16 protein-coding genes are annotated in these 17681 nt (G+C 67.8%); 6 read left to right on the top strand and 10 right to left on the bottom strand.

Annotation, left to right across the window (positions count from 1 at the left end):
* The first annotated feature begins 36 nt into the window (after positions 1-36).
* Complete coding sequence (locus FM113_RS05810) at positions 37-1311, top strand: MalY/PatB family protein (protein ID WP_087012445.1); 1275 nt, start codon at positions 37-39, stop codon at positions 1309-1311.
* Entirely contained in the window at positions 1308-2714 is a 1407-nt protein-coding gene (locus tag FM113_RS05805; protein WP_087012443.1) for an O-acetylhomoserine aminocarboxypropyltransferase/cysteine synthase family protein, read from the top strand. Before FM113_RS05810 ends, FM113_RS05805 begins: the two co-directional genes overlap by 4 nt.
* A gap of 271 nt (positions 2715-2985) precedes the next feature.
* Here FM113_RS05805 and panB read toward each other — a convergent pair whose 3' ends face one another.
* The 7 genes from panB to FM113_RS05770 all read right to left on the bottom strand — a co-directional run bounded on the left by panB (position 2986) and on the right by FM113_RS05770 (position 8271).
* A complete protein-coding gene (gene panB, locus FM113_RS05800) occupies positions 2986-3834 on the bottom strand; it encodes a 3-methyl-2-oxobutanoate hydroxymethyltransferase (protein WP_087012441.1) in 849 nt (282 codons plus the stop codon).
* Between the two features lie 5 nt (positions 3835-3839).
* Entirely contained in the window at positions 3840-4712 is an 873-nt protein-coding gene (gene panC, locus FM113_RS05795) for a pantoate--beta-alanine ligase (protein ID WP_087012439.1), read from the bottom strand.
* Positions 4709-5428, bottom strand: a complete 720-nt coding sequence (locus FM113_RS05790; RefSeq protein ID WP_254908892.1) for a DUF2520 domain-containing protein — start codon at positions 5426-5428, stop codon at positions 4709-4711. The genes panC and FM113_RS05790 overlap by 4 nt, the downstream gene beginning before the upstream one ends.
* Before the next feature lie 38 nt (positions 5429-5466).
* A complete protein-coding gene (locus FM113_RS05785; RefSeq protein WP_254908902.1) occupies positions 5467-6624 on the bottom strand; it encodes a UDP-N-acetylmuramate dehydrogenase in 1158 nt (385 codons plus the stop codon).
* 65 nt (positions 6625-6689) lie between these two features.
* The gene (locus tag FM113_RS05780) at positions 6690-7118 is read right to left on the bottom strand and encodes a MaoC/PaaZ C-terminal domain-containing protein (RefSeq protein WP_087012435.1); all 429 of its coding nucleotides are present in this window, start codon (positions 7116-7118) and stop codon (positions 6690-6692) included.
* On the bottom strand, positions 7115-7585 hold the full coding sequence (locus FM113_RS05775; RefSeq protein WP_087012672.1) for a MaoC family dehydratase N-terminal domain-containing protein: 471 nt from the start codon (positions 7583-7585) through the stop codon (positions 7115-7117). The genes FM113_RS05780 and FM113_RS05775 overlap by 4 nt, the downstream gene beginning before the upstream one ends.
* A gap of 56 nt (positions 7586-7641) precedes the next feature.
* Positions 7642-8271 (bottom strand): DUF937 domain-containing protein, encoded by a 630-nt coding sequence (locus FM113_RS05770; RefSeq protein ID WP_087012433.1) that lies wholly within the window; start codon positions 8269-8271, stop codon positions 7642-7644.
* A 236-nt stretch (positions 8272-8507) separates the two neighbouring features.
* On the opposite strand from FM113_RS05770, the gene FM113_RS05765 reads away from it, so the two are divergent.
* Positions 8508-10274, top strand: coding sequence for a biotin carboxylase N-terminal domain-containing protein (locus FM113_RS05765; RefSeq protein WP_087012431.1), 1767 nt, complete (start codon positions 8508-8510; stop codon positions 10272-10274).
* Between the two features lie 9 nt (positions 10275-10283).
* On the opposite strand, the gene eis is transcribed toward FM113_RS05765, so the two are convergent.
* On the bottom strand, positions 10284-11549 hold the full coding sequence (eis, locus tag FM113_RS05760) for an enhanced intracellular survival protein Eis (RefSeq protein ID WP_087012429.1): 1266 nt from the start codon (positions 11547-11549) through the stop codon (positions 10284-10286).
* A gap of 141 nt (positions 11550-11690) precedes the next feature.
* On the opposite strand from eis, the gene FM113_RS05755 reads away from it, so the two are divergent.
* Both FM113_RS05755 and FM113_RS05750 read left to right on the top strand, forming a co-directional pair.
* Positions 11691-13058 carry an MFS transporter gene (locus tag FM113_RS05755; RefSeq protein WP_087012427.1) on the top strand — a complete coding sequence of 456 codons (1368 nt, stop codon included), beginning with the start codon at positions 11691-11693 and terminating at the stop codon, positions 13056-13058.
* A 100-nt stretch (positions 13059-13158) separates the two neighbouring features.
* Positions 13159-14145 carry an LLM class flavin-dependent oxidoreductase gene (locus FM113_RS05750; protein WP_087012425.1) on the top strand — a complete coding sequence of 329 codons (987 nt, stop codon included), beginning with the start codon at positions 13159-13161 and terminating at the stop codon, positions 14143-14145.
* A 29-nt stretch (positions 14146-14174) separates the two neighbouring features.
* On the opposite strand, the gene FM113_RS05745 is transcribed toward FM113_RS05750, so the two are convergent.
* Positions 14175-16832: a MucBP domain-containing protein gene (locus FM113_RS05745; RefSeq protein WP_087012423.1), complete on the bottom strand. Its 2658-nt coding sequence runs from the start codon at positions 16830-16832 to the stop codon at positions 14175-14177.
* Between the two features lie 57 nt (positions 16833-16889).
* On the bottom strand, positions 16890-17063 hold the full coding sequence (locus FM113_RS18075) for a hypothetical protein (protein ID WP_176387091.1): 174 nt from the start codon (positions 17061-17063) through the stop codon (positions 16890-16892).
* A 215-nt stretch (positions 17064-17278) separates the two neighbouring features.
* Here FM113_RS18075 and FM113_RS05740 point away from each other — a divergent pair, with 215 nt between their 5' ends.
* On the top strand, positions 17279-17569 hold the full coding sequence (locus tag FM113_RS05740; protein WP_087012421.1) for a hypothetical protein: 291 nt from the start codon (positions 17279-17281) through the stop codon (positions 17567-17569).
* Positions 17570-17681: the final 112 nt, after the last annotated feature.

The following is a 17681-nucleotide window of genomic DNA, read 5'->3' as shown; positions in this document are numbered from 1 at the left end:
CTCGCGCGATTCGGCGCGAGCCGCGAGCATGGAGGCATGACCGAGCCCGACTGTCGCAATGCCCCTGACGCGGATCCGTCAGGAGTGCCATTTTCCGCTCTGGATCCCGCACTCCTGCGCACGCAGCGTACGAGCCTAAAGTGGACACGGTACCCCGCGGACGTGCTGCCGCTGTTCGTTGCAGAAATGGACTTCGCCGTGGCTGCCGAAGTGCAGCAGGCGATTCTCGATCGGGTCACCGCCTCTGACATCGGCTACCTCGATGCGGCAGGTCCGCTCGCCCCCGCGTTCGCTGACTACGCCGCGGCCGCGTGGGGATGGGACGTGCCACACGACAATGTCCACCTCGCCACTGACGTCGCCACCGGCGTGGTCGAGTCGCTCCGTGTCGCCTGGGAGCTGCGTCGTCAGGCCGGCCCCGAGCTCGCGAGGCCGCAGCGGATTGTCCTCCCCACACCGGTCTACCCCGGCTTCTTCGAAATGCTCGAGGAACTCCCGTACGACATCGTGGAGGTGCCGCTTCGGGCGACGAGGGAAACCCCCACCGGGCAGGAGTTTCGCCTCGATCTGGACGCCATCGCCCGCGCATTCGAGCACGGTGCCGAGGCGTTCCTGCTCTGCAGTCCGCACAACCCGCACGGCACCGTCCACACGGCGGACGAACTCACAGAGCTGGCGCGTCTCTCTGCCCAGCACGATGTCTTCGTGGTCGCGGACGAGATCCACGCGCCGCTCACCCACGCGGGGACCCGATTCGTACCCTTCGCGCCCCTCGCCGCCGATGCGGGGGCGATCTCGGTGACCACCACATCCCCCAGCAAGGGGTGGAACATTGCCGGCGCGAAGTGCTCCGTCATCGTCGCCGCCGATGCCCGCGCGAACGCCGCACTCGCGTTGCTGCCACCTGAGACCACCACGCGAGCGAGCATCCTGGGCCTGCATGCCGGGGTCGCCGCGTTCACCAATGGGCGCGACTGGCTCGACCGCGCAATCTCACAGATCGAGAAGAACACTGCGCTCCTGACTGAGCTTGTGGCGACGCGGCTGCCGGGCGTGCGACTCGCGCCCGCGCAGTCCGGGTACCTGGCCTGGCTCGATTTCCGTGGTGCCGGACTCGGCCCCGACCCCCATGCCCGGATCCTCACGGAAGCCCGTGTTGCGCTCAACAACGGTGCCGATTTCGGGCTCGGCGGAGCCGGGCACGTGCGACTCAACCTCGCCTGCGCCCCCGAGACAATCCACGAGGCGGTCGAGCGGATCGCCGCGATCCTTCCCACCGCTTCCCCGACAACCGCGGAGGTTTCCCGATGACCGCCACCCCGAGTCCCGCGACCCCCGTCTCCGACTGGGACGGCTACGACTTCGACACCCGTCAGGTTCACGCGGGAGAATACGTTGACCGCAATGCGGGCCTGCGCATCCCCCCCATCGCGCTCTCCGCGGGCTATGTGTTCGACAGCTTCGACGATCAGGTCGCCCGCTTTGCAGGTCGGGCTCTGTGGCGCGGGGGCGTGGGTCTCACCCGCGGCGATGACGCGGTCCCAGGAGTTGTCGACGAGCTCGCGCCGGGTGAGCCGGCCCCGATCTATTCACGCCAGGGCAACCCCACCAACGCGGTGGCCGAGGACCGGCTCGCCTCGCTTGAGGGCGGCACCGCCGCGGTTGCGGTCTCCAGCGGGCAGGCCGCAATCTCCTCGGCCCTGTTTGCCCTCGCGGGCCAGGGCGATCACATCGTCTCCACGGCTTCCATCTACGGCGGCACTCGGATCTTGTTTGGCCGCAGCTTCAAGCGCTTCGGGATCGAGGTCGACTACGTTTGGGACGCAGACGACGATGCTGCGTGGGATCGGGCGATCCGTCCCACGACAAAAGCGATCTACACCGAGACGATCCCGAACCCCCGCAACGACGTCACCGATCTGCGCCGGATCGCGGCGGTCGCCGCCCGCCACAACCTGCCGCTCGTTGTCGACAACACAGTCGGCACACCCGCGCTGATCCGCCCGTTCGAGCACGGCGCGAACATCGTGGTGCACTCGACCACGAAGTTCCTCACCGGGCACGGCGCGGCCGTGGGCGGGGCCATCGTCGACGGCGGCACCTTTGATTGGGAGGCTGCAGAGCGCGCCGGCCGGTCCTTCCCGCTCATCACCGCGGCCCCGCGTCCCGGGCTCGGCTCGCTGCTGGATCGTTTCGGAGCGGTCGCCTACTCACGGGCTGTGCGCGAAGCTGTGGTGAACGACATCGGCCCCGCGCTCTCCCCGTTCACGGGCTTCCTGTTGCACCAGGGGATGGAGACGCTGTCGCTGCGCATGGACCGTCACGTGGCGTCGTCGCAGCGGATCGCGGCGTGGCTCGAAGAACAGCCCGAGGTCGAATTGGTGGATTACGCCGGACTACCGTCGAACCCGCTGTTCGAGATCGCGGAACGCGACTACGCCGGGCGCACAGGCTCGGTATTCGGTGTGACCGTGCGCGGCGGCATCGACGGTGCCCGGGCATTCGTCGACGGGCTGCGCGTATTCTCGCGGATGACCGGGATCGGCGACACCCGCTCGATGGTGATCCACCCGCTCAGCTCAACGCACGCGACCTTTGCCCCGGAGATCACCGAGCGGCTCGGCATCACGCCCGGCCTGCTGCGACTCTCCGTCGGCCTGGAGTCGGCGGAGGACCTGATCCGGGACCTGCGCGCCGCGCTCGACCGCGTCTGACCCGGGTCGGCTCGGACGGGGTCGGCTCGGGCGGGCTCGGCTCTGACGGAGTCGGCTCGGACGGAGTCGGCTCGAGTCCGCCCTGGGCAGCTCGAGTCCGCCCCGCCCAGGTCTGACAGGATCAGGCCAGCGCCGGCATCCACACCCAGGCATTTTCGCTAGCCCGATGCTTTTTGGGGCAAGTATTCATCGTGTTGGATAAATTGCCTATGTTTGGGCGAGGGATCGGGCGGCGGGGCGGCGCGTCAGGCACGCGGCACGCGCGCTGCGGCTAGGCGTTCGGGAGCGCAGCTCGGGCCGCGGCGACCGCTTCCGGGGTGGCCGCATAACCGTGCTCCGGAGCGGGGAACGCCGCGGTGCGCACCTCGGCGGCGTAGGCGGCGATCGCCGCGGTCATGTCCGCTCCAATCGTGCCGTACGACTTCACGAACTTCGCCGTGTGCCCCTCGGTGATCCCGAGCAAATCGTGCAGTACAAGCACCTGCCCGTCGGCCGGGCCGGCACCGATTCCGATGATCGGGATGTCGAGCACGTCACGGAGCACCTCGGTGATCTCGCTCGGCACGGCCTCGATGACCAGGCAGAACGCCCCGGCGGCCTGCACGCCGAGCGCTTCCGTGACGAGCCGGGTCGCGCTTTCCACGGTGCGCCCTTGCGCGCGCAATCCGCCCAGCGCGGTCGCGGTCTGCGGCGTCAGGCCGATGTGGCCCACCACGGGGATCCCTGCCGCGACGATTGCGCGGATGCGGCTCAGTCGCGCCTCGCCCCCGCCCTCGAGCTTGACCGCATCGGCCCCGGCCTCCTTCACGAATCGCACCGCGGTGTCCACGGCCTGCGCGTCGGATGTTTCGGTGGTGCCAAACGCAACGTCGCACACTACAAACGCGGTCTCGGTGCCGCGCCGCACGGCCTGCGCCAGCACGAGCAACTCGTCGGTGGTGATCGCCACCGTGGAGTCGTGCCCGAGTACAACCTGCGCGCCGGAGTCGCCCACGAGCACCATGTCAACGCCCGCACGCTCAGCGGCGCGTGCCCCCGGGTAGTCGTAGGCGGTCACCATCACGATGGGCTCACCCGCCGTCCGTCGGTCGCGCAACTGGGGAATCGTGATTCGTGCCATGCCGGTCACTCCTGTGTGGATTCGGGGGTCGGGGTCAACACCACATTATCGATGAGCCGCACCTCGCCCACTCGCGCGGCGATGGCGCAGAGGACTGGGCCGTCCACAGAGTCGATTGGGGCAAGCGACTCGGGGATCACAAACGCGAGGTACTCCGGGGTGATGTCTGCGGCGGCGAGGATCTCGCTCGCTGCAGCACGCAGTGCGCCGACATCCCGCACGCCCTCAGTCACGAGCGCGTCGGCGGCGGCCAGGGCGCGCGGGATCGCAATCGCGCGGGATCGCTCGGCGGCGTTCAGCCGAACGTTGCGGCTCGACAGAGCGAGCCCGTCTGCGGCGCGGGCGGTGGGGCACGCGGCGATCCGGGTCGGGATCCCCAGGTCTGCAACCATGCGTTGCACGACAAGCAACTGCTGCGCGTCCTTCTGGCCAAAGTAGGCCGTGCTGGGCAGGACGGCGAGCAGCAGCTTCGTGACGATCGTGGCCATGCCATCGAAGTGCGCCTCGCCCCGCCCCGCGCCCTCAAGGGTCTCGGTCAGGCGCCCGGCAACGTGCACTGTTGTCGCGTGGCCCGACGGATACAGTTCTGCTGCGTCGGGCGCGAAGATGAGATCGACCCCGGCCGTGGCAGCGAGCGCCGCATCGGCCTCCTCCGTCCGCGGGTAGGCGTCGAGATCGCTCGGCTCCGTGAACTGCGTCGGGTTCACGAAGATGGACAGCACCACGAGATCGTTCTCGGCGCGGGCCGTCCGCAGCAGGGAGAGGTGCCCCTCGTGGAGCGCCCCCATCGTCGGCACAAACCCGACCCGGGTGGCACCCGCGGCGCGGGCCTCTGAGCGCGCCGCATGCAGCTCGGCGATTGTGCGGATAATCTTCACAACGATTCCTCGGTCGAGTCGGGGGTGGGGACTGAGCGTCGCGCGGCAAGGGCGCGAGTCGCGTCAGCGAGGGCGTCGAACAGGGCGAGCTCCCCCGGCAGTCGATCAGCCACGGCTTCGCGCTGTCGGGTCACTGTCGCCTCGTCACCGCGAGCAATCGGCCCGGTGAGAGCGGCGGGGCCGTCCACGGCCCAGTTCTCGAGCGCCATGCGCGCGAGGGGGACAAGCGCGGCGCGGGGCACTCCGGCGGTAGCGGCGAGGCGCTCCGCGAGATCTTCAAGGGTCACGAGCGCGTTCGCGGCGAGACTGGCGGCGGCGTGGTAGGCGGCACGGTCAGGATCGGCCACGGTGAACGTCGTGAGCCCGAGGCGCGTAGCGAGCTCCGCGGCTGCCGCGTGCGCCCGGTCGGTGCTGCCGGCCACGGCTGCGTGCGCCCCGGCGAAAGGGGTGCCCGCGCCGGTCACGCTCAGGAGCGGGTGCATGCTGAAGGCTTCGTGCGGCGCGAGCGCCCCGAGCCCGGTCATGCCCGAGAGATGCCCGACGAGCGGGCCCGGCAGGATCGCGGCCGCGGCTGCCGGGATCGCGGCGTCGGGGACGGCGAGGAGTACCAGATCGGCGGCGGATCCGGAGCGATCACGGCCGTCTGCGCCCCGCCCCGCGAGCGGCAGCACGTCGGATCCTGCGGCACGCAGGGCCGCGTGAAGTGCCGTCCCCATGCGGCCTCCGCCGACAATCTGGATCCGCATCGCGGGCGTTAGAGCTCGAGCCCGTACAGATTGGGCTCTGGGACGAGGATGACGCCGAACTCCTGTTGCACCCGCTGCACAATGAGGCGTGCGAGCTCAGCGACCTGCGCCGCGGTGGCACCGCCGCGGTTGGTGATCGCGAGGGTGTGCTTCGAGGACACCGCGGCACCTGATCCGGGCAGACGGAAGCCCGTGCTGATCCCGGCGTGATCAATGAGCCATGCGGCGGAGAGCTTGACCATACGCTCGGGGGCGGGGCGGGGGGCCGCAATTTCGGCTCCGAATGCAAGCTCGTCGAGCGGGATAACCGTGTCGGGGAGGTCGACGCTGGCCACGGGGAAACGGGGCGCGTCTTCAGGGAGGCTGCTCGCGAACCGCTCTGTCACGATCGGGTTCGTAAAGAAGGAACCGCAGCTCCAAGTGTCGTGGTCAGCGGCATCGAGCACCATTCCCTTGGCCGCGCGCAGCCGTAGCACGGCATCACGCATGACCTGGATGGGGATCTCGGTGCCCGGCTCTACCCCGAGCGCGGTGGCGAGTTGGCCATAGCGTACGGGGGCGACCGGCGCAGCTACGGGCGCATCCGCATCAGACTCGGGGCTCGCCCCGTGTCGTCCGCGACGCACAGCGGCACCAGTCGCGGTTGCGAGCACGAGATCAACCGAGAGAACAACGCCTTCTCGCCCCTGCTTGATGACGGAGTCGCGGTACCCGAGCTCGAGCTCCGCGGCGCTCAGCCGGCGAGGAGAATCGGCGTAGGCGTCCAGGAATTCCACCGAGTGCAGCACGTCGGAGAGTTCCTGCCCGTAAGCTCCAATGTTCTGCACCGGCGCCGCTCCCACACGGCCGGGAATCCCCGACAGTGCTTCGATCCCGGCCCAGCCGCGCGACACCGCGGTGGCGACGAGCCCGTCCCAGTCCTCGCCTGCGGCGACGCGCACGCGCACCTGCCCAGCCGGCAGCTCAGGGTCTGCGATTTCGTCGATGCCCGAGGTTCGCACAAGCAGCACCGGCCCCGGGTATCCGTCGTCGTGCACCACGGTGTTGGATCCGCCGCCGAGGAGCAGCCAGGGCTCCCCGTCGCGCCACAGTTCTGTCGCGAGCGCGATCAGCTCCTCACGAGATTGGGCCGAGCGCACGCAGCTGCCCGGGCCTCCCACCCGCATGGTGGTGAGCTGCGACAGCGGCGTGTCATCCGTGATCGGGAATTCCCCGGCGGTGCCGGCCTGGGTCACGCGAATGCCGCCAGCAGTTGGGCCTTGCCGAGCACAGTCGAGCCGTCGAACACGACCTTCAGATCAAGCCGAACGGTACGGGCTTCGGCGTCGATCGCACCGATCACCGCGGTCACCGTGACGACAGCACCCGCTGCCGCATCCACGGGTACCGGGCGGGTGAAGCGAGACTGGAAGTCGCGCACCCAGCCGGAGACGCCAAGCCAGTCCGCACCGACCGCGCCCGCAGCCCCCATCGTGAGCATGCCGTGTGCGAGTACCCCCGGGAGACCCACTGACTGTGCGATGTCGTCGCGGTAGTGGATCGGGTTGAAGTCGCCCGACGCCCCGGCGTACCGAACGAGCCGATCGCGAGTGAGCGTCAGTTCGCGCTCAGCGACCGTGTCGCCCACAGCGAGATCGGCGAATACGGGTGCGGCGCTCATGCGGTGACCCCCTCTTCCTGCTCGGGTTCAGGGGCGCGCACCACAAGTGTGGAGATCGCGGTCACGACGTGCTCCCCGGCCGCGTCGGTCATGCTGCTCGAGGCGGTCACCATTGAGTGTCCGCCGAGCTGCTTCACGGCGGCAATCGTCAGCGTTGCCGTCAGCTCATCACCGGCCACGATGGGGCGGGTGTAGCTGAAGCGTTGGTCGCCGTGGACCACGCGGGAGAAGTCGACCCCGGCTTCGGGATCGGCGAGCAGCTGGGCGAGAGTCGCCTCCTGCACCACAACGGCGAAGGTGGGCGGCGCAACGACATCGGCGTAGCCGGCCTGGCGCGCGGCCTCCGAATCGATATGGAGCGCAGACTCGGCCAGCACGGCGCGAGCGAACTCGCGGATCTTTTCACGGCCCACCAAATAGGGGGCGGTCGGCGGGTAGACCCGGCCTTGGATTTCAGGATTCACCACCCCGCCAGTGTACAGAGTCACTGTGCGGCCCGGCGGGGTGGGATCCGGAAGCGGTGCTACTTCTTGCCACCGAGCAGGCCGCCGAGCAGATCGCCCAGGCCCCCACCCGCGGACTGCTGCTGGCCGCCACCGCCGAGCAGGCCGCCCAGCAGATCGCCCAGACCGCCGCCTGCTGACGCCTGCTGCGTCTGCTTGCCGCCGCCGACGAGGCCGCCGAGCAGGTTTCCGAGCACGCCGCCGAGGCCACCCTGATCGTTCGACGCGGCGACGGTGCCCTGGCCACCACCCATCTTGCCCGCGAGGAACTGCATGACAAGCGGCGCCAGCATCGGGAGCAGCTGCGGTACGAGCGTCGCGATGGCGTTGTTGCCAGCCTGCTCGCCGAGCGCCTGTGCAACCTGGTCCTTCTTGTCGCCGAGAACATGCTTCACGATCTTCTCGCCGTCGGCGGTGTCGATGTTGTCAAGCGAAACGGCACCGCTGGCGGGCTGGTGCTTCTGCACGGCGCTTTCGAGCTTCGAGGCACCGTCGGCGTCGCTCGCGTTGACGGCCATGCCGCCGATCAGGCCCGGCAGCGCCTGCTGCACGGCCGCACCGATTGTGTCTTCGTCGACGCCAAACTTCGCGGCAAGCTCTCCGAGAGGGATGTTCTGCAGCAGGGAATCAAGATCAGTGTTCTGTGCCATGGTGTGCTCCATCTGTGCGGTCGGGAGGGGTGAGGATCGGCCCGCGGCCGCCCAGTCTCAGCGTACTCGCTGCGTCTTCTGTGCGAAATACCTGTGTACGCCAACCGCCGTCGCTCCGCCAGGATCCGGCCCCACTCCGAGACACGCCGCGTCCTGTCTATTTCCGCAACGATTCCCGAAAAGGTTTGTTGTGTATATCCAAGGCTGGGCGGGTCCCCTCCAATAGGCTGGGACGCATGTCGCGCATTCGTAAAGTCCTCATCGCCAACCGCGGTGAGATCGCCGTCCGCATCATCCGTGCCGCCGCAGACAGCGGCATTGCCTCCGTCGCCGTCTTCGCCGACCAGGATCGCGATGCCCTGCACGCTCAGCTGGCGGACGAGGCGTACGCGCTGAACGGCACCACGAGCGCGGACACCTACTTGGTCATCGACAAGATCTTGGGCATCGCCCGGCGATCCGGTGCGGACGCGGTGCACCCCGGGTACGGCTTCCTCGCGGAGAACGCTGATTTCGCGCGCGCCGTTATCGCCGCGGGACTGACATGGATCGGCCCGGGCCCTGACGCGATCGAGCGCCTCGGAGACAAGGTCTCGGCCCGCCACGTCGCCGAGAAGGTCGGCGCGCCCCTCGCCGCGGGCACAAGCGACCCGGTCGCCGACGCATCCGAGGTCGTCGCTTTCGCCGACGAGGTGGGTCTCCCGATCGCCATCAAGGCAGCTTTCGGCGGCGGTGGCCGCGGCCTCAAGGTCGCGTACGAGCGCGACGAAATCCCGGAGCTCTTCGACTCGGCAACCCGCGAGGCTGTCGCCGCGTTCGGCCGCGGCGAGTGCTTCGTGGAGAAGTACCTTGAAAAGCCCCGTCACGTAGAAACGCAGTGCCTCGCCGATAGCCACGGCAACGTGGTGGTTGTGTCGACCCGTGACTGCTCGTTGCAGCGTCGTCATCAGAAGCTTGTTGAAGAGGCACCCGCACCGTTCCTTACGGACGCGCAGAACGCCCAGCTCGTATCGTCCTCGAAGGCGATCCTGAAAGAGGTCGGCTACGTGGGTGCCGGCACCTGCGAGTTCCTCGTCGCAAAAGACGGCACCGTGTCCTTCCTCGAGGTCAACACGCGCCTGCAGGTCGAGCACCCCGTCACCGAGGAGGTCACGGGCATCGACCTCGTTCGCGAGCAGTTCCGGATCGCCGAGGGCGGCGTCATCGACTACGCCGACCCTGTCCCGCACGGACACTCCTTCGAATTCCGCCTGAACGGTGAAGACCCGGGCAATGGCTTCCTCCCCGCCCCAGGCCCCGTCACACTGTTCAAGGCGGCCTCGGGACCCGGCGTGCGAGTCGACACGGGCGTCGCATCGGGAGACGTCGTTTCCGGCGCGTTCGATTCGATGCTCGGAAAGCTCATTGTGACTGGCGCAACCCGCGAGGAAGCGCTGCAGCGCGCGCGCCGCGCTCTCGACGAGTTCGAGGTGCAGGGCCTGCCGACAGTGCTCCCGTTCCACCGGAAGATCGTGCGGGATCCCGCGTTCACCGCGGAGAACGGCACCTTCGGGATCTACACGCTGTGGATCGAGACGGAGTTCAACAACGACATCGAGCCGTGGGAGGGCGAGGTCCCGGCTCTGGCGCTGGATCCCAAGCGCCGCGCCGTTGTTGTGGAGGTCGATGGCCGTCGCGTCGAGGTGTCCATGCCAGCCACACTCGTACCGCTCGTTGATCAGGACGTCACCCGTGGTCCCGCGCCGCGCCGCGCGAAGGGCGCAGGCGTCACCGGGGCCGCCGGCAACGGAATCACCGCTCCGATGCAGGCCACCGTGGTGAAGCTTGCCACGGCCGAGGGCGAGACCGTCGCCGAGGGCGATCTGGTGGTGGTCCTCGAGGCGATGAAGATGGAACAGTCGATCTACGCGCACCGCGCCGGTGTCGTCACCGGCATTGACGCGCCGGTCGGGCAGACAGTCCCGAGCGGACACCTGCTGCTGTCGATCACCGACGCTGAGTAGCCTGATCCGCTAGAACACCCAGCTCGCTCCCGCGGCGACCGGCCACGACCAGGCGGTCGCCGCGCGGGCAACGGTACTGGCGTCGCCCCGCACGAGCCCCGCCTGCGCGAGTGCGGAGAGCGAGGTTGTGCCCAGGTGCGCGGCACCGAGTTCCCGGATATCGAGACGCAGATCCGGCGTCGCCTCGCTGTGCGTTACCGTCGCATGCCCGAAAGCCTCGGCAGCCACCCGCCACCGCCCGGCGTTCGCGGGGAGTAGCGCGTCAGTCACCTCGATCACGACGTCCACGGGCGCGGCGTAGCGTCGCTCTGCGAGCGCACGCGGCAGGTCAAGGATGCGCACCCACTGCAGGTCGTCCGTGACGGGCATCGCGGAGCGCGCGCTCTCGAGTAGCGTGAGGATCGGGTCGTCGACGGGCAACGGCCCCACTTCCACGCGCGCCATGAGATCGAGATCGAGCAGCACGCTCCAGAGACGGTGGGCCGCGGCAGCGGTGTGCGCCACGATGTCGCGCACCTGCACAGTACCGTCCGCGATGTTGCGGTTCCAGCCGGGTTTGCGCCGGAAACGCGCGTAACCAAGCGCCGCCCCCTGCGCATCGCGGACGAGCAGGAGACGCAACGCCTCGAGTCCGTGCCGCAACGCCGGGGCGTCTTCGTCAGCGGCAGCGCGGAGCTCTGGGGTCTCCCAAGTCACCCAGCCGGGCCGACCGACGCCTTCGGGCTGCGCCGCATAGTCGGCATGCAGGCGCGCGATCTCAGGCCCGTGACGTTCCGCATCCCACTCACGCAGCTCGATTCGCAGCTCGTCCGCACCGGGGACCGGCCGCAGTGGGGCGCCGCGTGGAATCGTCAAGGACACCTGTGGTGCGGCCAGACCGTACCCGAAGCGCCCGTAGATTGCCGCCTCCGCTGCGTTGAGCCCCGAGATTGCCTCGCCGCGCGCGAGTGCGTCCGCAAAATGGTGGGTGATGAGGTGGCGCAGGATCCCGCGTCGGCGGAACCCGGGGTGTACCCCCACCCAGGTGAGCCAGGCACCGGAGACCTGCGCCCCGGGCACCGGAAAGCTCGGGAGCGCATATGCGCCATACATTGCGGCGAGCGCGCCGTCGGTATCTTCGACTCCCCAGGTGCGTCCCCACGGGATCGGACTGTGGAGCTGCAGCAGATCAGCCAGCGGGACCTCCGCCGGGAAGGCCCAGGCGTCGAAGCGCAGCACCTCCTCGAGTCGGTCCGGTGAGTCGAGGGGGACAAGAGTCGTGCCGTCGGGAAGCATTCCCCCAGTATTGCGGAGAATTCCCACACAGGGATGGACAATCCAGCCAGATTTCCGACCGGATTCGACGCGGCTTGGGCTGACGCGTAAAATATCTCTCGGACATCGAAGTTTTCAATAGTTGGACAAGGGCGTCAAATAATGACACAGACCACACCTGCCGTGGCGAGCACGCCACAGGAGCGCCGCAAAGTTGTCGCGGCCTCCATCATCGGCACCACCATCGAGTGGTACGACTTCTTCATCTACGCGTTCGCCGCGAACCTCGTACTCGCGAAGCTCTTCTTCGAGCCCGCGGGTCCGGGCATGATGCAGATCCTCTCGCTCGTCACGATCGGACTCTCCTTCCTCTTCCGCCCGCTGGGCGCGTTCCTCGCCGGGCACTTCGGCGACAAGCTCGGCCGTCAGCCCATGCTTGTCATCACGCTGCTCCTCATGGGCGTCGCCACCGTGGGCATCGGCATTCTCCCGACATACCAGTCGATCGGGATCATCGCCCCGATCCTATTGATCGCACTCCGCATCCTGCAGGGCCTCTCGGCCGGCGGCGAATGGGGCGGTGCCGTCCTCATGTCGGTCGAGCACGCCCCCAAGGGGAAGCGCGGCCTGTTTGGCATCTTCCCGCAGCTGGGTGTGCCCTTCGGCATGCTGCTCGCGTCCGCCATGCTCGCACTCATGCGCGTTGTCGCGCCCGGCGACGCCTTCGAGGAGTGGGGCTGGCGCGTGCCGTTCCTGTTCTCCGTGGTGCTCATCATCGTCGGTTTCGTGATCCGCCGCACCGTCAACGAGTCCCCTGTGTTCAGCGAGATCGCGGAGGCAAAGCAGCAGGAATCCGCGCCCATCGTGCAGATCTTCAAGCAGCACCTCCCCCTCGTGATCCTGAGCGCTCTCCTGTTCGCCGGGAACAACGCGGTCGGCTACATGCTGACCGGAGGCTACGTTCAGGGCCTCGCCTCGCGTCCTGAGGCTGACGGCGGTCTCGGCTACGATCCTGTGCAGGTCCAGCTTGCGGTCCTCACCGCAGCAATCGTCTGGGCGATCTTCACGTACCTGTCCGGCCCGCTCTCCGACCGCTACGGCCGCAAGCCAATCATGGCGATCGGCTGGGTGGTCCAGGCCGCTGGCGTGATCCCGCTGTTCCAGTTTGTGTTCAACGGCGGCGTACTGGGCGTACTCCTGGGCACCTGCCTGCTCGCCATCGGCCTGGGCCTGACCTATGGCCCCGCGGCAGTCTGGTTTGCGGAGAGCTTCCCCGCCTCCGTGCGGTACTCGGGCATCTCGATCAGTTACGCCCTCGGTGGCGTGATCGGCGGCGCGTTCGCCCCGACAATCGCGCAGATCCTGCTGCAGTCCTTCGGCAGTACCTGGGCAATCGTCGTGTACCTCCTCTTCATGACCGCCCTCGGTATGCTCGCGACGATCCTGCTGCGGGATCGCAGCAACATCCCACTCGATCTCGACTTCGAACGCAGCGGCCAGTGGCAGAACTGGACGCCCGCGGGCAAGTAGCTCGTCGTGACGTGAATGGCGGCCGTTCCCTTGGGGGCGGCCGCCATGTGCATCTCCAGCGCCCCGGAATAGTCGGCCCGGCTCGCGCGTTACACTCCATATGACTGTGCTGCCGCCCCTCTCTGTCCTGGATCTCGCGACGGTGGAGGCGGATGGCACGATCGCAGACGCCCTGGCGCACTCTGTTGCGCTTGCCCAGACAGCGGAGCAGCACTGCTACACGCGGATCTGGTACGCCGAGCATCACAATATGCCGTCGATCGCTTCAAGCGCGACGGCAGTGCTGATCGCCCACATCGCGTCGCAGACACAGCGCATTGGGCTCGGCGCGGGCGGCGTGATGCTCCCGAACCACGCACCGCTCCTCGTTGCCGAGCAGTTCGGCACGCTCGCCGAGTTGCATCCCGGACGCATTCACCTCGGCCTGGGACGCGCACCCGGCACTGACGGGGCCACGTTCCGCGCACTCCGGCGCACCCACGAGGCTGCCGAGCGCTTCCCCTCCGATGTGCTCGAACTCCAGCAGTATCTCTCGGAGGACCTGCCGCGGGCTGCAGTGAACGCGTACCCCGGCCGGGGCACCCGTGTCCCGCTCACGATCCTCGGATCTTCGCTGTTTGGCGCGCAGCTCGCCGCCCAGCTTGGGCTGCCCTATTCTTTCGCGTCACACTTTGCCCCGCAGCTCCTCACCACAGCAGTACAGCACTACCGCGCAAACTACGTGCCGAGCGCGGCGCACCCGACGCCCTACGTGAGCGCGGGCGTCAATGTGGTGGCAGCGGAAACCGATGAGGCGGCAGAGCGGCTCTTCGCCCGTGCCGAGTTGGACCGGGTGCGGCGGTTCCTCTCCCGTGGTCGCGATCAGGAACTCACTGCAGACGAGGCGGCACCGCTGCTGGATACACCCGCGGGCATCGAGATCCGGAACATGCTGACGCACACCGCGATCGGCGGTCCTGAGCGGGTGCGGGCTGAGCTCGCAGCGTTCGCAAAGTTTGCCGACGTCGACGAGCTCGTCACGGTGCACGCTGCGCCAACCCGCGAAGAGCAGCTCGCGTCAGTACGCTTCACGGTGTCGGCCGCGTAGCGGTACTGCGGCCGACACCGGATCCGCGCCTACTGCGCGTTGCCGTCCCCGAGCCGGCGCCGGCCCAGGAGGAACACGCCAGCCGCGATGAGAATGGCGACGCCCGTTGCGGCAACAAGCGGCCACCCGAGGTTCAGACCTGTGGTCGCGAGGGGCCCGGTTGTGGCTGCGGGGGGCGTCTTCCCCTCCGGCGGATCCACAACCGGCGGCGGCGTCACTGAACCGTCCTTCTGATAGACGTAGGTCACCGCAATCGGAGTCTGCGCGTAGTTGCCTGTCGCTTTGCCGTCGACGCGTACAAAGGTGTATCCCGAGAAACTCAGCCGCTTGGTCTGATACTTCTCCCCGACCTTCCCGGTCTGCGTAATGGGGCTGCGCAACGCTTTACCGGCATCGTCGACGTAGGCAGACACGACCGTTCCCGTCCCGGTGGGCGGAGTAATGTCCTGCGCACGGTAGTGGTAGCGCACGGTCACCGCTTCGGCCCCGAAGGTGCCGTTGGGCACACCCTCGATCCGAAGCAAATCGTAGCCCTCAAACACAACTTTCTCCGTTGTGTACGGATCTCCCACTTTTCCGGTGAGCACGATCGGGTCGCGGAGCGGAGCGCCGTCGGCATCGACGTACTCGACGGTGACCGTGCCGTCCTCAACGGGCGGTTCCTCCTCCTGCCACTGGGCGTAGAGTCGCAGGTTCCCCGGAGGAATGGTGATGGACCCCGCCGGGTAGGCCTCGCCCGATCCATCAGCTGCCGTGTTCCACCCCGCGAACGTCTTCTCCGTGGGTGCCGTCGTGGGCGCTTGCTCCGTTGTCACTTCGGACCCTACCGGCCCCACTGACCACACGAGCGCGGTGCCATCGCGTTGCACGATCCGGGCCCCGTCGAACGCGTGCTCCGTCAACGCTTCCCAATCGCCACCGTTCGGATCGTAACGGATGAAGGCCTGCTGCAGCGCGCCCGCGTCCGCAGGCTCATCTACGGGGAACCCGCGCTGGTCGGTCACGATGCCCGCAGCTGCGGGGCCAACACCGTCGGCCACTCCTTTCAGGAGATCCCCGTCTCCGGGATGAAACCGGATCGTTCCGGGCGTCTGCGTGCTCGACGTCCGGGCATCACCCGCGACAATCGTGCTGCCATTGGGCGCGGGCGCCGCAGCGTCGTCACCGAGCACGGCGATGCGGTTGATCTCCGCGAGATCAATCGCCGTCCCGTTGTCGACCCCGATGTTTGTCGTGCCCCCAAGGTCAAGAGCGAGCGGCTCGCCCTCAGCCTTGGATTCTTCCTCAGTCAAATCCGGGTACTTCAGCTCGAGTCCGTCACGGTCGAGCTTGGGGGCGTCAGGTGATTCGTCGATTGCCGCTTCGGTGTCCGGGACCCCCACAACCGCTTCGATTCCGCCCCGCGCCGAGACTTGCCGGTAGCTGCTCGTCCCGGCAGAAGCCCCGTCGTTATTGACCGAGTCGTTGCCGACAAACAGGTTGTGGGAGAGCTTCAGCGGCTGCGCTTTCAGATACGCGTTGTCGCCCGTGGCCGAAACTGCCCCGCCCCGCTGAAAAGCGAAGGATGTCCCACGCATTACGAGGTTATTCACGAAGGTGTTGTGTTCGAGCGTCAGTGGCGTCCCGAACGCCTCGATCGCGCCCCCGCCGCTCGTATCGTCAAGCGGAGTTTGTTTCCCCTCGGCACGGTTCGCATAGAAGGTGCTGTTCTGGATCACCGCGGAGGAGCCGTTCCCGGACTGGATGAGCAGCGCACCGCCCTCGTCTGCTGCGACGTTCTCACTGAATGTGCTGCCGGTGATGAGGGTCTTGCCGGTCTGTGGCTCCGCGATCGGCCGCTCGTTGACCGCGATCGCACCGCCGTCGTTCACTGTGGTGTTGTTCGCAGCGAGCGGGACCTTGTTCCCCGTGAACACGCTGTCGCGCACCGTCAGTGCACCATCCATCTGGTGGAAGGAGATCGCGCCGCCACGGGTCAAGGAGACGTTGCCGGTGAACACCGAGTTCTCAATCGTCAGGGTGCTTTTCCCAACGGCGCGCAGCGCTCCCCCGGAGTAGCCGGACTGCGTGCCCCAGTTCTTGTGCATGGTGGCGCGCGTGAACGTCGCGTTGATGCCTACCGGAAGCTCCACCGCGGCACCGGCAGCCGCCCGGTTGCCGAGGAAGCTCGAGTCGGAGACGTTCAGAGTCTTCACGCCACCCAGAGCGAGACCAGCGGAGCCATCGATGCCCGCAAAAGTGGACTGCGTAACCGCGACCTCCGGGACATTCTGGATGCCAAGTCCGCCTCCGGGAACACCGCCCGCCTGTCCCGTGGGGTCCGGGTCGTTGAACCCCGTGAAGTCGATCCCCGTTACGGTGACAGTCTGGCTTCCGTCCCCACGGAAATCAAGGTGCCGCCCGGTTGTGCCCTCGACCTTCGTGACCGTGGTGCCGTCACCCGCAAGGGTGAGCTGCACGCCCGCCGGAAGCACAATGACCGGCGGCGCACCGACCGGGGCAAAGCCACTCGCCAGAGTGACAGTCGCGGCTCCAGCTGGAAGCGCCTCCACCGCGGATTGGAGTTCCGCGACATTTGCGACGGTGGTCTCTGCGGCGAGCGCCGGCGAGACCGGGCCCAGCATCGCGGCGAGCAGCACCGCGCTGACTCCCGTGGCGCACCAGGCACTGCGTGTTCGGTTACCCATGTCTGTTCCCCTCGTGCTTGCGCACCGGACTCCCCCGAGCCCGTTTCGGTATTCCGGCTACCGCCCCGGTGGCGTTTCGTCCGGATCGTCCTTCACGCGAGGCGGTCCGTACGGGTGCGCGGCTCCGCCCTCGTCCACCCAGTCGTCGATTTCGGCGGCGTCCTCGGGCGTGAAGACCCGATTTTCTCGCCGCGCAAACAGTGACTTCACCGAGTCAGTGAATCGCCCCATGCTTACGCCTCCTTCACCACACAGTCCGGCTGGAAACCTGCCCGTGGGGTTCGTCGGTGAACACCACGAATTCGAGAATCGCGTCTCTTGACAGCAACTCTCGTTCGAATCGCGGGATCCGTCAAGTGTTTTCGTCGAGCACTTGACACGGGCGACCCCGGCAACTTGACTGTGGTGAGCATCTGGACGGGCTGTGACCTCATCGAGGAGGGCGTGTGAGCGAGGCGACTGCGGACGAGGAGCCGCGAGCGCGATTGAACACTGTCGCCGGTGCCCTGATCCGCGCGTACCGGGGACTCTGCGAACACCCACTCGAGACAGTTTCGCCACCGTGGTGCCTCAGTTGCGATCAGATCATTGAAGTCCTCGACATGATTCGCTGCACCGCGGACTCAGAGTTTGAGGCCTCAGCGCTCTGCGGTCACTTTCAGCGCGAGCTACGCGCGTTTCGGTCCCCGCCTCGGACCCCAGCACACGGTGCCCCCTGGGCCGGGCTTCGCGCGTAATACACCCCTTGCGGGGCGGGTACACGTGCAAGGGCCTCCCGGAGTCGGCGTGGACTTCCGTGGAGACCCGACCCTGCCCGGGACCGGATCGCGCCGGGGGTTGGATGGGGAT

The organism is Leucobacter sp. 7(1) (genome assembly GCF_900163635.1).
Lineage (GTDB): Bacteria > Actinomycetota > Actinomycetes > Actinomycetales > Microbacteriaceae > Leucobacter.
This window is presented reverse-complemented; position numbering and strand designations above follow the sequence as displayed.

Bases quoted from the DNA above. Each gene is read 5' to 3' on its own strand.
- FM113_RS05770 (WP_087012433.1), bottom strand. From the start codon at position 8,271: ATGGCACAGAACACTGATCTTGATTCCCTGCTGCAGAACATCCCTCTC.
- panB (WP_087012441.1), bottom strand. From the start codon at position 3,834: ATGGCACGAATCACGATTCCCCAGTTGCGCGACCGACGGACGGCGGGT.
- FM113_RS05805 (WP_087012443.1), top strand. From the start codon at position 1,308: ATGACCGCCACCCCGAGTCCCGCGACCCCCGTCTCCGACTGGGACGGC.
- eis (WP_087012429.1), bottom strand. From the start codon at position 11,549: ATGCTTCCCGACGGCACGACTCTTGTCCCCCTCGACTCACCGGACCGA.
- FM113_RS05780 (WP_087012435.1), bottom strand. From the start codon at position 7,118: ATGAGCGCCGCACCCGTATTCGCCGATCTCGCTGTGGGCGACACGGTC.
- FM113_RS05810 (WP_087012445.1), top strand. From the start codon at position 37: ATGACCGAGCCCGACTGTCGCAATGCCCCTGACGCGGATCCGTCAGGA.
- FM113_RS18075 (WP_176387091.1), bottom strand. From the start codon at position 17,063: ATGGGGCGATTCACTGACTCGGTGAAGTCACTGTTTGCGCGGCGAGAA.
- FM113_RS05790 (WP_254908892.1), bottom strand. From the start codon at position 5,428: ATGGGGACGGCACTTCACGCGGCCCTGCGTGCCGCAGGATCCGACGTG.
- FM113_RS05785 (WP_254908902.1), bottom strand. From the start codon at position 6,624: ATGCGGGTGGGAGGCCCGGGCAGCTGCGTGCGCTCGGCCCAATCTCGT.
- FM113_RS05745 (WP_087012423.1), bottom strand. From the start codon at position 16,832: ATGGGTAACCGAACACGCAGTGCCTGGTGCGCCACGGGAGTCAGCGCG.
- FM113_RS05750 (WP_087012425.1), top strand. From the start codon at position 13,159: ATGACTGTGCTGCCGCCCCTCTCTGTCCTGGATCTCGCGACGGTGGAG.
- FM113_RS05765 (WP_087012431.1), top strand. From the start codon at position 8,508: ATGTCGCGCATTCGTAAAGTCCTCATCGCCAACCGCGGTGAGATCGCC.
- FM113_RS05755 (WP_087012427.1), top strand. From the start codon at position 11,691: ATGACACAGACCACACCTGCCGTGGCGAGCACGCCACAGGAGCGCCGC.